General features: G+C 70.5%; 14 protein-coding genes and 1 pseudogene. 6 read left to right on the top strand and 9 right to left on the bottom strand.

All coding sequences use genetic code 11. The features are described 5' to 3' along the window. Positions 1-29: 29 nt before the first annotated feature. The 7 genes from ACFZAU_RS14245 to ACFZAU_RS14215 all read right to left on the bottom strand — a co-directional run bounded on the left by ACFZAU_RS14245 (position 30) and on the right by ACFZAU_RS14215 (position 5,045). Positions 30-398 carry a profilin family protein gene (locus tag ACFZAU_RS14245; protein ID WP_500552356.1) on the bottom strand — a complete coding sequence of 123 codons (369 nt, stop codon included), beginning with the start codon at positions 396-398 and terminating at the stop codon, positions 30-32. Positions 399-613: 215 nt separating this feature from the next. After that, a complete protein-coding gene (locus tag ACFZAU_RS14240; protein WP_500552355.1) occupies positions 614-1,066 on the bottom strand; it encodes a hypothetical protein in 453 nt (150 codons plus the stop codon). A 70-nt stretch (positions 1,067-1,136) separates the two neighbouring features. Beyond that, positions 1,137-2,039, bottom strand: a complete 903-nt coding sequence (tatC, locus tag ACFZAU_RS14235) for a twin-arginine translocase subunit TatC (RefSeq protein WP_500552354.1) — start codon at positions 2,037-2,039, stop codon at positions 1,137-1,139. 363 nt (positions 2,040-2,402) lie between these two features. Then, positions 2,403-2,687 (bottom strand): Sec-independent protein translocase subunit TatA, encoded by a 285-nt coding sequence (gene tatA / locus ACFZAU_RS14230; RefSeq protein WP_500552632.1) that lies wholly within the window; start codon positions 2,685-2,687, stop codon positions 2,403-2,405. Positions 2,688-2,921: 234 nt separating this feature from the next. Next, positions 2,922-3,311, bottom strand: a complete 390-nt coding sequence (locus ACFZAU_RS14225; RefSeq protein ID WP_500552353.1) for a hypothetical protein — start codon at positions 3,309-3,311, stop codon at positions 2,922-2,924. Beyond that, positions 3,308-3,736, bottom strand: coding sequence for an ATP-binding protein (locus ACFZAU_RS14220; RefSeq protein ID WP_500552352.1), 429 nt, complete (start codon positions 3,734-3,736; stop codon positions 3,308-3,310). Before ACFZAU_RS14220 ends, ACFZAU_RS14225 begins: the two co-directional genes overlap by 4 nt. Before the next feature lie 529 nt (positions 3,737-4,265). Next, positions 4,266-5,045 carry a zf-HC2 domain-containing protein gene (locus ACFZAU_RS14215; protein WP_500552351.1) on the bottom strand — a complete coding sequence of 260 codons (780 nt, stop codon included), beginning with the start codon at positions 5,043-5,045 and terminating at the stop codon, positions 4,266-4,268. Between the two features lie 1,285 nt (positions 5,046-6,330). On the opposite strand from ACFZAU_RS14215, the gene ACFZAU_RS14210 reads away from it, so the two are divergent. From ACFZAU_RS14210 to ACFZAU_RS14195, 4 genes are all read left to right on the top strand, one after another. After that, complete coding sequence (locus ACFZAU_RS14210) at positions 6,331-6,642, top strand: cupredoxin domain-containing protein (protein ID WP_500552350.1); 312 nt, start codon at positions 6,331-6,333, stop codon at positions 6,640-6,642. A 68-nt stretch (positions 6,643-6,710) separates the two neighbouring features. Beyond that, the gene (locus ACFZAU_RS14205) at positions 6,711-7,640 is read left to right on the top strand and encodes a metallophosphoesterase family protein (RefSeq protein WP_500552349.1); all 930 of its coding nucleotides are present in this window, start codon (positions 6,711-6,713) and stop codon (positions 7,638-7,640) included. After that, positions 7,637-8,092, top strand: coding sequence for a hypothetical protein (locus ACFZAU_RS14200; protein ID WP_500552348.1), 456 nt, complete (start codon positions 7,637-7,639; stop codon positions 8,090-8,092). The genes ACFZAU_RS14205 and ACFZAU_RS14200 overlap by 4 nt, the downstream gene beginning before the upstream one ends. A 132-nt stretch (positions 8,093-8,224) precedes the next feature. Further along, on the top strand, positions 8,225-8,449 hold the full coding sequence (locus tag ACFZAU_RS14195; RefSeq protein ID WP_500552347.1) for a hypothetical protein: 225 nt from the start codon (positions 8,225-8,227) through the stop codon (positions 8,447-8,449). Between the two features lie 351 nt (positions 8,450-8,800). Here ACFZAU_RS14195 and ACFZAU_RS14190 read toward each other — a convergent pair whose 3' ends face one another. Next, positions 8,801-9,607, bottom strand: coding sequence for an anti-sigma factor family protein (locus ACFZAU_RS14190; protein ID WP_500552346.1), 807 nt, complete (start codon positions 9,605-9,607; stop codon positions 8,801-8,803). A 9-nt stretch (positions 9,608-9,616) separates the two neighbouring features. Beyond that, positions 9,617-10,218 (bottom strand): annotated as a pseudogene (locus ACFZAU_RS14185) (sigma-70 family RNA polymerase sigma factor). 763 nt (positions 10,219-10,981) lie between these two features. Between ACFZAU_RS14185 and ACFZAU_RS14180 the strand changes: the two are divergent. Both ACFZAU_RS14180 and ACFZAU_RS14175 read left to right on the top strand, forming a co-directional pair. Next, complete coding sequence (locus tag ACFZAU_RS14180) at positions 10,982-11,758, top strand: YcnI family copper-binding membrane protein (protein ID WP_500552345.1); 777 nt, start codon at positions 10,982-10,984, stop codon at positions 11,756-11,758. Further along, positions 11,755-13,569 carry a copper resistance CopC/CopD family protein gene (locus tag ACFZAU_RS14175; RefSeq protein ID WP_500552344.1) on the top strand — a complete coding sequence of 605 codons (1,815 nt, stop codon included), beginning with the start codon at positions 11,755-11,757 and terminating at the stop codon, positions 13,567-13,569. Before ACFZAU_RS14180 ends, ACFZAU_RS14175 begins: the two co-directional genes overlap by 4 nt. The last annotated feature ends 1 nt before the right edge of the window (position 13,570 follow it).

The raw sequence follows: 13,570 nt of genomic DNA, 5'->3' as shown, positions 1-13,570 counted from the left end.
GAAGACGGTTGATGCCCTGCTGCCGGCTGTCAACTGGCGTTTTCGGCGGCGTAGGCCCGAAGTTTGCGCAGGGCTTGAGGCGCGGCGCTCTCGTCGGCGCGGGCGACGATGACCATCTTGCTGGTGGCGACCGCGATGATTGCCTTTTCGGCGTTCTTGCCGATGACGGTGTCGTCGTGTCGGGCTGTGAGGGCGTAGTTCTCGCCCTGAACCGTGAGGCGCGGAGTGGCTTCGGGATCGCGGACCGTTTGCACGATCTCCTCGGCTTCCTGGGGCGAGGGGCGCCAATACGCGGCGTCACTGGTGCCGTAGAAGCTCCCGTTGGGATCGGCGAGGAACACCGCATCCACGCCGGGAGTGCTGCGGACGATGCCCTCGCAGGACGGTTCCCAGCTCATGAACCGCTCCTTTCCGATGGGGAGCCGACGGCGGTCGCACGCGCCGCCAAGACTTCGCGCATACCGTCAGCGTGCGACCCGAGACAGTTCCCCGCGCGGCATGCTGCTCCGGGTCAGTGACCAGCGCACACGAAAGGGACCCGCTGATTCCGCCGTCAATCGGGCATGCCACGGTCGTGCACGCACACGCGACGGCCCCGTAGGCTCGCGAGATGTCAGAGCCGCTCTCGGTGGGCCCGCCAGAACGTCACCGCCATGAAGATCCCGAAGAACAACAGGGCGCCGCGCGGGGCGACCCCGTACCCGGCATAGTCGGCGACAATCCAGGCCGCGCCCAGCGAGCCGCAGCCGAACTGGACCACCTCGATCCAGTTGTGTGTCCATGCCTCGCGGGCCGCGATTGTCGCGCATCCGATAGCGCCGAGGCCATAGATGATCGATCCAATCCAATGTTCGTGCACCGGCTGATGATGGCACGCTGTATTGATCATGGCCAGAAGCCGTGCGACGGCCGCGAGCGAGCAGGCGGCGCCCTCGCAACCACGGTCTGCACAGCTCCTCTTAAAGCGATGCGCTGACTGCTTCTTGCGCTTGTCGAGTGTGACGGGCAGCCCCGCGGCAAGCGTGTTCGTGCAGAAGAACATCGCCGCGAATCGGAGGGCGGTCACACCCCATCTGATGGGCAACGTTCTGACAGGTCACCGCGGCAGTCCCTGACCCTAGTGAAGGGCCCTCAGGTTACGTCGTGTCACCTTCGAGGCGCTCGTGGGCAGCGTCCGGCTGCGCAGGCGCGGCCTGACTGGCTGACATTGATTCCACGTTGCCGATGTCCTGAGGTGTGAGGTCGAGGTCGGAGATCTCGTGGTCGCCGGGTTCCTCTGCCTCTCTTCGGGCCCTGCGCCGGTCATGGAGGAGCGAGAAGACGGCGGCGGCGAAATAGAGCACCCAGATCGGCGCGGCCAGCGTCAGCATCGTCAGCGGGTCCGTGCTCGGCGTCGCCACAGCCGAGAAGGCGGTGATTCCCATGATCATGCCGCGCCACCACCCGATGATCCGCCGGCCGGACAGCACTCCGGTGAGGTTCAGCATTACGAGCAGCAGCGGCATCTCGAAGGAGAGGCCGAAGACGACCACCATGCGGGTGACGAGGTCGAGCAGATCGTCCAGCGGCAGTAGGTTGTCCACCCCGTGCGGGGTGAAGTCGATCAGTACCTTCGCGGTCGTGGGCAGCACCTTGTAGGCGAACAGGGCGCCGCCGTAGAACAGCGGGACGCCCGCGCCGACGAATGCGTAGGCGTATCTCCGCTCGTGCTTGTGCAGGCCGGGTGCGACGAACGCCCACAGCTGATACAGCCATACCGGCGAGGCCAGCACGACGCCGGCCATGAGGGACACCTTCAGCGTCAGGGTGAAGGGCGCGAGCAGACCATTGATGGTGATCCGCGCGCAGGTGGTGTGCGTGGTGTGCCTGGCGAGATCGGCGAAGGACGTCGGGCAGCCGACCGAGTCCAGTACCGGCTTGGCGGCGAAGTTCACGATGCCCTTGTAGTGGAAGGCGGCGGCGATCGTGAGGGCCAGGATGGCAAGGAGGGCCTTGACGAGCCGGTTGCGGAGCTCACGAAGGTGTTCCGCGAGCGACATCCGTCGTTCGGGATCCTTTGCCTTGGTGCGGGCAGATTGGGGCACGCCACGTCCTAGTCTCGTGCGGCGGAGCGCAGACCACCTGCGTTACAACTGGCCGTGGCGCCGGTTGCGGTCGTTAACGGTGCAGGGGGAGCCGTTGGTCCGGGTCGGCACCACTTGCCGTGGTCTGACCTGCCTTGCCTGGCGCGAGGGTGGGCGGTTCACGAGGTCCTCGGACCGTCCGCTGTCACGCGCCGGGAATCCACGGTGCTCCGGCCCGGACGCCGGTGGGGGCCGCAGGCATCATGGCGGGCGGCCCGGCAGCGCGAGAGGTGAGTCGGCCGGCAAGGCTTCGGTCAGCCGGCTGGTGCACGATCGGGCTCAGTCTCGGCGGCTGGTCGTGCTGTCCGTGGGTGCGGTGCGGGCGGAGGGGGTGTCTTCGGGAGCGTCCCGGGTTGTCCGCGGTCCCGGTGCGGGCTGCTCAGGCTCGGGGCGAGGCTCGTTGGAGGCGTCGTCGTCTTTCATGGCCTTGGTCTCGCTCTTGAGGATTCGCATGGACTTGCCCAGCGCCCGGGCCGTGTCGGGTAGTTTCGTCGGGCCGAATATCAAGACCACCACCGCGACCAGGATCAGCAGGTGCCAGGGCTCCAGCGCGTTGCGGAACATCGTCACACCGTCCCTTCGAACGTGTCGGCCCGGTGTGCCTTCGCGTTCGGCCATGGTGCGTTCATCGGCTGTCCCTGGTGTGAGTGTTCCTGTCGCCGGCCGGCGCGATGTTCACGCGTGGCGGTCGGGCGTGGGAGTCGAGGCGAGTGGAGCCGTTCGGTTCTTGCGGGGGTGTGCCGGGTGTCGATGCCGTTGCGAGTCATGTGTCCTTCTTGTTGTCGGGTCGGTGCCGATTTACGTTCCGGGGCGTCCGGCGGCCGTCCAGGCGGCGTACTCCTGGCGGACGTAGAAGCGGCCGCTGGGGGCGGGCGTGGTTGCGTCGGTGTGGTGCGGGCCCGCCACGAGGTCGGGATGGCGGCGGTCGTGCAGGAGGAGCTGTTCGGCGGTTTCCGCGGCTGCTGCGAGGGGCCCGGGGCGGGGGTCGTTCAGGGCCATCCGGTCCATCAGGGCGGCCCGGCGTAGCAGCCGGGCCCGCTCGGCGGCCGTCGCGTCGACCGGGGGGCCGGTGACGGGCCGTGCTTGGCGGCCGTCGCGTTCGGCCTCGAGGGCGAGTACTTGGTGCATCTCGCGGTGCAGGTCGGGCGCATTGGTGTACGCCTCGCACGGAAGGCTCGGGCCGGTCATGCCGAGCACCTCAGGCAGGCGCGGACCTCGCGGCCGCTGCGCGTCTGGTGGACCTCGGTCGACTGGGCAAGGCCTTGGACGATGCCGGTGCCGCGGCCGTGCTCGTCGGCGGCGATGTCGCGAGGAGGGCGCTCCACGGTCATGCCGGAGTCGGTGACCACGATCTGAAGAGTGCCGTTGTCGAGGACGAGCACCAGGGTCATGCACTCGCGGCCGTACTGGGCGGCGTTGGTGGCGAGTTCGTCGACGATGAGAACGGCGGAGTCCCGCTCGCTCGTGGGCACGCTCCAGGTCTCGAGCAGATCGGCCGCGAAGTGACGAGCGGCGGAGACGTGCGCCTCCTGTGCGGGCAGGGTGAGCAACGCCTGGTGGCGGCAGGGTTGGGCGGGCAGCGAACTCGGGCGGGGGGAATCGGTCACGAACATGGTCTTGTGGCTCTTCCGTGGAGGTGTGGAGCTCGGATCGGGGGAGACCGCCGGCAACGTCGCGGCGGTCGGTGGGCCGGTCCTGCAGGGGCGTGCTCATTCAGTTCCACGGACGGCTCATGCCGATCGGTTCGAGTTATTCGCACCTTTTGGTGGATTTCTTGCGGGTCGCATCAATAAGGCGGCCTGGCTGGACCCACGCGCCTGCGTCAGGGCCTGGTCGATGCCGTACCCGGCCGGGGCAGGACACCGGTGGCTCGGTCTCCTGGCACGATCGTCGGCGCACTCGACCCGTCAAGCCGGCCCAAGCTCGGGCCGGTTCGGGGGAGTCAACGGTGAGGGTGCCCGGCTGCCGGGAGGTCCCGGCCCGGGGTTGCCGGCCCGCCACTGCGGAGGCAGCGTGATGGGAGCTGGCCTACGGCTCGGCGGCCGAGCCGCTGAACTGCCCCGGTGCCGGCACGGTTCCCCCTGATGGCAGGTGGCGCGGGCGAAGCGGCGCCACGGTGTGATGGCGGCGGTCGTCAATGCCTCACGACGATCGGATGGTGACCAGCTTCTGACCGTTGCCCGCGAGCATCTCGAAGTGCTCGATGGCACCCGGGGACATGGCAACCGCCCCGGGGATCGTGGTGCCGGCAGGGTACTTGCCTGCCCGCCAGGTGGCGCCGTCCGTCCTGGCGCCACCGGGCCCCACCGCCTGCAGCCGGCAGGTGATTCCGGCGGGCGCGCCCTTGGCGGCGACCTGCAGGACACTGCCCCACGCGGAGGGATAGACCCTCACCGTGGCCGAGACGCCGGTGGCGGCATCGCGCCCGGAGAACGTACGCCAGGCAGCCGGCGCGGTCGGCCCGGGCGGCGTCGCCTGACTGTTCAGGGATCCGACAGCCGCCAGCCATGTGCCGCCGGCCGCTGCCGCGATGAACGTCAGGGAGGCGGCGGCGCCGGCCAGCTGCAGACGCCAGGTCCTGCGGCGCCGGGCCGCGGCCTGCCCCAGCAGCCTCTCTAGGACGCCAGCCTGTGGTGCCAGCACCGCAGGCCGTGTCGGTGTAGAGCCTCGCGTGCTCCTCGCTGCCCGTGCCACCAGGCGGTCGGCCGGCTCCCCGTCCGCCGCCGGCGCGGTGTGGCCCGCCGCTTCGGCCGCGGCCACCGTCGCCAGCAGCGCGGGCAGTCCCGACAGCCGGACGAGTTCGGCCCGGCATTCGTCGCATTCCGTGAGGTGGACGCGCACCTGTTCAGTTTCTGCCGGGGGGAGTGTGCGCAGGACGTATCCCCCCAGCGCCAGCCGGAGGGCGTAGTGCTCCGCACTCATGGTCGTCACCTCCTGCACCCGACGGTCATGGCTCGACCCCCCGCTCCTCGAACGCTGGCCGCGGGGCGTGCAGGGCGTGGCGCGGCCGTGACTTCGCGGTGCCTGGCGGGACGTCCGTACGGCGTCGGCGACCACTCAGCTGCAGAGCTTGCACGATCCTGTCCTCGCCCGGTGTGGTCTCGGTGGGTCGCTCGCGTACGTCGCCGCCGGCCTTGGCGGGTCTGGTCTGCCGGACTTGGTGGGCGTCGATGACGGAAGCCGGGCGACCGTACACAGTCATGCCCGGGCGGTGTCGCGTGCGGGATCGCATGCGGCGGGACGCTGTCACACCCGCAGCAGCGTCTCCTGTACCACGTCCTCCGCCCATCGCCGATCTCCTGAGGTCAGTCGCAGCACGTAGTGAAACCGGGGCTCTGCGTTCTCCGCGTACACAGTGCGTAAGCACTTCGCGATCCGTGGCCGTAGGAGTCCCTGTACCTAAGACACGGCGCGCGGTGCGATCCGGATCGGTTTTCGGGAAGCCTTTTCGGAACTCCGCGACATAAGTCGATGACCGCGCATATGAACAGCGTCTTCTGTAACGCACAGGCGGGTGCTGACAGCACTCAGTGAGGGCCTCGGGCATGCGTCGGCGGCTGCTCCCGCGACATGCCAAGAAACTTCACAAAAGTGCCTATACGTCGAACCGTAGGACCCCCGCCGTCCGTGGAGCCGGGCAGGAGTCGATTTTCACGCAGTTCCTCATGACTTCCCCACGTACCAAAGGACGGATCAGAAGCGGCCCGGACGCAGCTACGCGACGCATGCGTTTCTGGCGCCGCCCCCGCAGGCCGTGCCCTCGCACATCGGAACCGGCGCCACCGTGTGGCCTCGGCCCGTGCCCGGCGCACGCCACGCGACGGCTCTGCGCGGCGCTGGACGCGTGCAGCGGTCGAGACCGGTCAGGAACCCGGCATCCACCACACATCCCCGCGGGTGCCCGCGCCCCTCCCGTCCGTCGCAGCCCCCGTCTCCGCCCGACCAGTCAGGAACCCGCACCATGCATCTGAACTTCCGCACACCGAACCGGCGATCACGCGTCGCGGCTGGGCTGGCCGTCGCCACCATCGCCAGCGTCGGCGCGCTCGGGCTCCTCAGCTCATGCGCGCAGCCGTCGCATCCCACGTCCTCCGGAGCCGGCAGCCTCACACCCGGTCCGGGCCAGCACCGGATGGCCGGGATGCCCGGTGCCACGGGGTCGGGGAAGGCGGCGGGCACCCCTCCCGGCGCCTCGTCGATGCCCGGCATGAGCATGCCCCCGAGTCACTCGAGCGCCGGCGCGCAGGCCGCCGCGCCGGTGACCGGGAACGCCGTTGCCATCGAGAACTTCGCCTTCTCCCCGGCCACGTTGAAGGTGAAGGTGGGCACGACGGTGACCTGGACCAACCAGGACACCGACGCCCACACGGTCACCAGCGCCGGAGCGGGCGGCCCGCTGCAGTCCGCCGCCCTGGCCACCCACGGCACGTACCGCTACACGTTCACCAAACCCGGCACCTACGCCTACCTCTGCACCATCCATCCGTTCATGACCGCCACCGTGGAGGTGACCCGATGACCGAGTACTACGACAGTCACGGCACAGCGCCGGACCACGACCCCGGCCGGTCCGATACGGAACACGGCATGACGCGTCGGCAACTCATGCGCCACGCAGGATGGTTCGGTGGCGCGGTGGTACTGACCGTGGCCGGCGGAGAGGTGATCAGCTCCATCGCCGAAGCCCGGGACACCAACGCCGGGGCCAGTGCCGGTGCCGTCGCCGCGGGAAGCGGCACGCTGCGGTTCGTGCAGGTCTCCGACAGCCACATCGGGTTCCAGGGCCCTGCGAACACGGACGTGGCCGGCTCGTTCACCGAAGCGATCAACCAGGTCAACTTGCTCGGATTCAGGCCCGACTTCGTCATGCACAGCGGGGATCTGACCCACCTGTCCACGACCGGACAGTTCGACCAGGTCAAGCAGATGATGGCCGGACTGAAGACAGACCGTGTCTTCACCGTACCGGGCGAGCACGACTCCATCGGCGATGCGGGCCGCGCCTACCGGCGGACCTTCGGGACGGGCACGCTCGGCGACGGCTGGTACAGCTTCGACACCCACGGCGTGCACTTCATCGCCCTGGTCAACACCCTGAGTCTGGAGAAGCTCGGCCACCTCGGCAACGAGCAGGTCGACTTCGTCCGCAAGGACGTCGCCGGACTGTCGTCGGACACCCCCATCGTGGTCTTCAGCCACATCCCGCTGTTCGCGATGTACCCGCAGTGGGGCTGGAGCACCGACGACGCCCTCAAGGTCATCGCGCTCCTGCGCCGCTTCTCCTCCGTCACCTGTCTCAACGGGCACGTGCACCAGCTGTTCACCAAGACGGAGGGCAACATCACCTTCCACTCCGCCACCACCACCGCCTACCCCCTGCCCAAGCCGGGCCGTGCGCCCGCGCCCACCCCGCAGGTCGTCCCGGCCCGGCAGCTCAAGGACGCACTCGGCATCCGCAGCGTCGGCTACCGCCAAGGCGACCGCGAACTGGCCATCAAGGATCAGAGGCTGGCATGACCACCCGAAGGCTGCTCATCCCCGTCCTGCGGTGTGCGACCGCCGCGACCCTCGCCGCCGGCGGATACATCCACGCCCAGCTCTACGTCGCCGAGTACCGCTTCATCCATCTCGTCGGCCCGATGTTCCTCCTCCAAGCCGGCGCTTCCTTCGCCCTGGCCGCCCTGCTGCTGTGGGGGACGCCACCCCTGCTGGTGAGGGCAGCCGCGGCAGGCGTCGCGCTCGGGGCCCTCGGCGGCTTCATCGCCTCGCGCACCGTAGGCGTGTTCGGATTCACCGAGCGCGGTCTGCAGCCGGCACCACAGGCCGTCCTCAGTCTCCTCGCCGAAACCGGAACGCTGCTGCTCCTGGCGGTCTGGCAGATGACGGCCACCGCGCAACACCACGCTGCCGGGCCACCCGTCACGCCCCCGGTCCGGGACCGGGCCACCACCCGCACACCACCCGACTGACCACCACGGCGAAGCCCGCCGTCCACGCCACCTGCCACTCTTCCCCGAACCAAGGGGGTATCTCCCATGCATCCGGAACCACGCCCAGGAATCGCCTGGCCGAGTCCGCACCTGTGCGAACTGAGGGACGCCGTGCGTGTCCTGCTCGGCCTGGACGACGACACCGCCGTCATGATCCGCCAGTTCAGCTGCGGTGAACTCGGTTGCCCACCGTGGGAAACCGTCGTCGAGGTGCTGCCCATGAACGGCGGGGTCCACCGCTGGACGCTCCACCGCCCCGCCGGCGAGATCACCGAGCACGACCTGGCCGCCGCTTTTCAGTCGGCTCCGGCCGAGCTGGGGCGACGGCGTCGGTGATGTCCTGCCGGCCGTGCGCGGTCGCGGGGCATCCCGAGGGCCGGCCCGCCACCTGAGCCGACGCGGACCGCCCCTAAACCCGGCGGCCGGGGGAAGGCGGCCGCCGGGTCGTCACGACAGGCCCAGGTGGCGGCGATCCCCAGGTGCAGGCGGCGGCGCGGATCCAGCCGTCGCGTAGCACATGACCGACAGGCGCCGTCAAAAACCGTGCCTTCCAGCTGCACGCACGGCCCGGGACCGCCAACCGCGTCGAAGCCGCACACATCCCCCTCCGCGAGGGCCGCCGTGGCGAACGCGAGCTGATGGCGGACCGGTCACCGCCGGCCACGAGATACGAGCCGGGGCGAGGCCTCATTCCGAGATGGTGAGAAGCTTCTCGCCGCTGTCGGCGTAGATGGCGAAGTGACTGATCGTTCCCGGGGACATGGGTACCGTCCCGGAAATCTTGGCGCCGCCCGGGTACGCGCCGGCCTGCCAGGTGGCGGCGGTCGCCGTGGTACCCGTGGCCCCGACCGCCTGCAGCCTGCACGTGATCCCGGGGGGTGCTCCCTTCGCCGATACCTGCACGGCACTGCCCCAGGCGGCGGGCGAGACCTTCACCGAGGCGGACACGCCTGTGGTGGGGTCGGTTCCGGAGAAGGTGCGGACCGGGGCCGGTGACGTCGGCGCCGGTTGTGCCACCTCGCTGCCGGTGGACGCGACGACAGCCAGCCACGTGCCACCCGACGCCGCCGCCGCGATGAGCGTCGTGGCCGCGGCGACCCCGACCAGTTGCCTCCGCCAGGCTGTACGACGTCGGGACGCGGCCTGCTGGAGCAACCCGTCGAGCCGCCCTCGTTCGGTTCGCTGCGGAGTGCCCGGTACGGCAGCGGCTGCGGGCTGCGGCGGTGCGCTTGCGGCGGCCCGCTGTACGAGCCGATCGGCCAGGTCCTCGCTTGCCGCGGGCCCGGCCGAGGCCTCGGCCTCGGCCACGCTGACCGTCGCGAGCAGCGCGGGCAGTCCTGCCAGCTCGGCATGCTCGGCGCGGCACTCGTCGCATTCCGCGAGGTGGGCGCGCACCTGCTCCGCCTCCGCCGCGGACAGCGTGCCCAGCACGTACCCGCCCAGGGAGAACCGGATGGCGTCATGGCCGCCAGTCATGGCCTGCACCTCCTCCATGCAGCTCTGTCACGGCTCGATGCCCCGTTCCTGCAGCGCCAGCCGTAGTGCCTTCAAGGCGTAGTACGTCCGCGACTTCACGGTGCCCACGGGTAGGTTGAGCACTTGGCCGCCTCGACCATCGTCCGGCCCCTGTAGTACGTCTCCAGCAGCACGGCCCGGTGGTCCGGGGACAGGGTCCGGAGGGCGTCGGCCACCGCCCAGCTCTGCAGCGCCTGCTCGATCTCGTCTTCCCCGGCCGTCCGCTCCGCGACCTGTTCCAGCGCCTCGCCGTCGACCTCGGTCGGCCTGGCCCGGCGGGCCCGGTGGGCGTCGACGACCAGATGCCGCGCAACCGTGCACAGCCACGCCCGGGCCGGACCGCGTTCGGGGTCGAACGCCGCGGGATGCTGCCAGGCCCGCAGCAGTGTCTCCTGCACCACGTCCTCGGCCCATTGCCAGTCTCCCGAGGTCAGTCGCAGGACGAAGTGGAACAGCGGCCCGGCGTGCTCGGCGTACAGCGTGCGGAGCAGTTCCTCGTCCGCGGAGGAGATGTTGCCCCTGTCGGAGACGCGGTTCCCGGGGCGATCCGGCTGACTCGTCGGATCGCGCTTCGGAAGTCTCCACGGCATAGAACAAGGATCCCATATCGTGCAAATCATCGAAATTCCATAAAAGGTGCTTACGCACTGAACCATGCCACCTCCGGCACCCGTGAAGCCCGATAAGTGCCTATGAGCACCGACCCCCGGGATCGCTTTCCCGTCCCACAAGGAGTGAGCCAAGATGACCCAGAAGATTCCGCCGCCCCTCGGGGCCTCCCGCACCGTGCGGCCCAAGCGCATGCGAAGACGAGCTGGTGCTGCGGCTCCACGACGCGCTCGATGAGCACGGCGGATGCACCGCCCACGTCCTACCGGGCTCTCCTGCCATCGCGTACAACGGCTATGCCGTCGCAACAGACGCGCCGGCGTCCAGCCGGTGGTTGACCGCGGCGTAGACGTCTACGGGGCGGGGTTGGAGTCCCAGCGGAGGGTGCACTGGTTGCCTTCGACGGACAGGCGGCAGATGAGCACCCAGCTGTGCCCGAACCCGCGCCAGGGGACTGCCGCCCGCGAGCGATGACGCGACTGCTGCCCACGTTCCTGGCGGACCCCGGATTCCGCCCGCGGGATGGCGTGCCGCTGACGTACGCGCTGACACGCCCAGGACCTCCGGCCGAGGTAGCCGTCCACGCCAGACGCCGCCTGACGCCCCGCCGGCCGCGCCCCCAGTGCGCTGGCCGGACCGCGTCGATCACCGCGCCCCGCGCGTACCACCCCACACACCCCTGCGGTCCCCTTCCGCGTCGCCACTGCGCCGCGCGCGGCACCCCCGCACCACAGGAGTTCTGCCATGCCTTCTTCCCTCCGTATCGGCGTCGCCGCGGTTGCCGCGGCCGCCGGCGTCGTGCTCGCCTCGACGCCCGCCTTCGCCCATGTCTCCGTCCAGCCGGAGAGCCCGGCCGCCAAGGGCGGCCACGCCGCGGTGGACTTCAAGGTCCCCAACGAGCGGGACAACGCCTCCACCACCAAGCTCGAGGTCGTCTTCCCCGCCGACCACCCGCTGGCGTCGGTCCGGCCGCAGGCGATCGCGGGCTGGGACGTCGAGATCACCAAGTCGAAGCCGGACCAGCCGCGGACGCCGCACGGCGACCGCGTCAGCGAGGCGGTCACCAAGGTGACCTGGACCGCCACCGGCAAGGGCATCGCGCCCGGCGCTTACCGCAAGTTTCCCGTGTCGCTGGGGCAACTGCCCAAGGACACTAACAAGTTGGTGTTCAAGGTCCTGCAGACGTACAGCAACAAGGAGGTTGTGCGGTGGATCGAGCCGCAGGCCGAGGGCCAGGCGGAGCCGGAGCATCCCGCCCCGACCCTGCACTTGGCCGCCGCCACGCAGACCGACCACCACGAAGACAACGCCGCCGACCAGGCACCGGCCACCAAGGACTCCGACACCGCCCCAAGCGCCAACGCTGAGAAGAACACGACCCCCGCAGCAGGTGACACCACCAACGGCACGGCCTGCGGCCTGGGCATCGCGGGACTGGTCGTAGGGGCCACCGGAATCCTGTTCGGCGCCCTGGCAGGTCACCGCCGCAGCCGCCTGACCAGGCTGGGGGAGTACCGATGACGGTGAGCGCTCCACGCCTGCGCAGCTGCGCCTTCGCGCTCCTGGCCGCCATCGGCCTGCTGCTGGGCACCACCGCTCCGGCCGGCGCGCACGCCGCGCTGACCCACAGCACGCCCGAGCAAGGAGCGGTGACTGCCCGGCCACCCACCCGGGTCGTCCTGGTCTTCTCCGAGAAGATCGCCCTGAAGAGCGACGCCATCCGTGTCCTGGACCCCACCGGCAAACGCGTCGACGACGCCCACCCCGCCGCACAGGGCGGCACGGCCTACGCCGTCCGCCTGCCCGGAACACCGGCCCACGGCACCTACACCGTCTCTTACCACGTGGTCTCCGCCGACAGCCATCCCGTGGCCGGCGCCTACACCTTCTCCGTCGGCGCACCCTCCACCACCTCGGTGTCCGCCGCCGGCACCGGCAGCGCAGACTCCGGACCGGTCGCACACGCCTACCTGGCCGGCCGCTTCGGCGCCTACGCCGGACTGCTGCTCCTCGTCGGCGGAGCCTGCTTCCTGCTGGTCTGCTGGCCGCTCGGTCTCAGCAGACGCCTCCTGCGCCGCGCCGTCATCACCGGATGGGCGCTGGTGACCGCCGGCACCGCCGCGCTGCTCCTCCTGCGCGGCGCGTACACGGGCTCCGGCCGCTTCGGCGAGGTCGCCGACCTCTCCCGGCTGGCCGAGGTCGCGCAGACCAGAGCCGGCGTGATGCTGTGGGCGCGCCTGGTGCTGCTGACCGGCTGCGCAGCGGCCTGGGCCTCCTGGCGTGGAAGCCGGCCGCTGCCGGCGGGGCGCCGGCGGGCGCTGCTGACGACGGCCGCGGCCGCCGTGTCCGCGGCGCTGGCCACGACCTGGGCGGCCGCGGAGCACGCCTCGGTGGGACTGCAGTCCGCAGTGGCCGTGCCGGTCGACGTGGTGCACCTGCTGGCCGCCGCGGTCTGGCTGGGCGGTGTGACCCTGTTGACCTTGGCCCTGTTCACCAGCCCCGAGCTGCCCGCCCGGTCGGTGGCCCGGTTCTCACGGCTGGCGTTCACCGGCATCACCGTCCTGGTGGCCACCGGTCTCTACCAGTCCTGGCGACAGGTAGGCACCCTGACCGCCCTGACCGACACCCGCTACGGTCACCTGCTGACGGCCAAGGTGGCCGCCGTGGGGCTGCTGTTGGGCCTGGCGTTCTTCTCCCGGCGCCTCACCGGCCGCCTCGCCCAGGCCCCCGCGGCCCCCCGGACCACGACCGCCCTGGCCCGGATGGCCTCGGCCGTCCCCGCCCGCGCCGGAGCATCCCGCCGGGCCACCAGCCAGGAGAACCCGCCGACACCCTCGGTCACCAAACCGGGACGGTCCGCGCTGCGTCGCTGGGTAGCGGCCGAGACCCTGATCGGCGTGTGCGTACTCGCCATCACCGCGGTCCTCACCTCCACCGAACCGGCCCGCACCCAGGAGTCCATCACGGCCGCCGGGCCCGCCGCGGCGGCCGCGCCGCCAGCCGTGGAGCTGCCTTTCGACACGCACGGAACAGGCGGCCGGGGCACCGTGGCCGCCGTGGTGGATCCCGGCCGCAGCGGGACGAACGCGGTGCACATGTCGGTCACCCGGCGGGGCGGGGGCATGCTCGACGTCCCCGAGGTGCAGGTCGCGCTGACCCTGAAAGCCCAGGGGATCGGCCCGCTGCGGGAGCCGGTGCGTCGGCTGTCCGAGGGCTGCTGGACCACCTCGGGTTTCCACGTGCCCGTCTCCGGCACCTGGGACCTGGCGGTGACCGTGCGGACGTCGGAGATCGATCAGACCACGGTGCGCGCCCGGGTCAGGATCGGCTGAA

It is taken from the genome of Streptomyces sp. NPDC008238 (assembly GCF_042956445.1).
Classification (GTDB): Bacteria; Actinomycetota; Actinomycetes; order Streptomycetales; family Streptomycetaceae; genus Actinacidiphila.
Note: the sequence above shows the minus strand (reverse complement) of the source record. Positions and strands in the feature narration are given on the sequence as shown.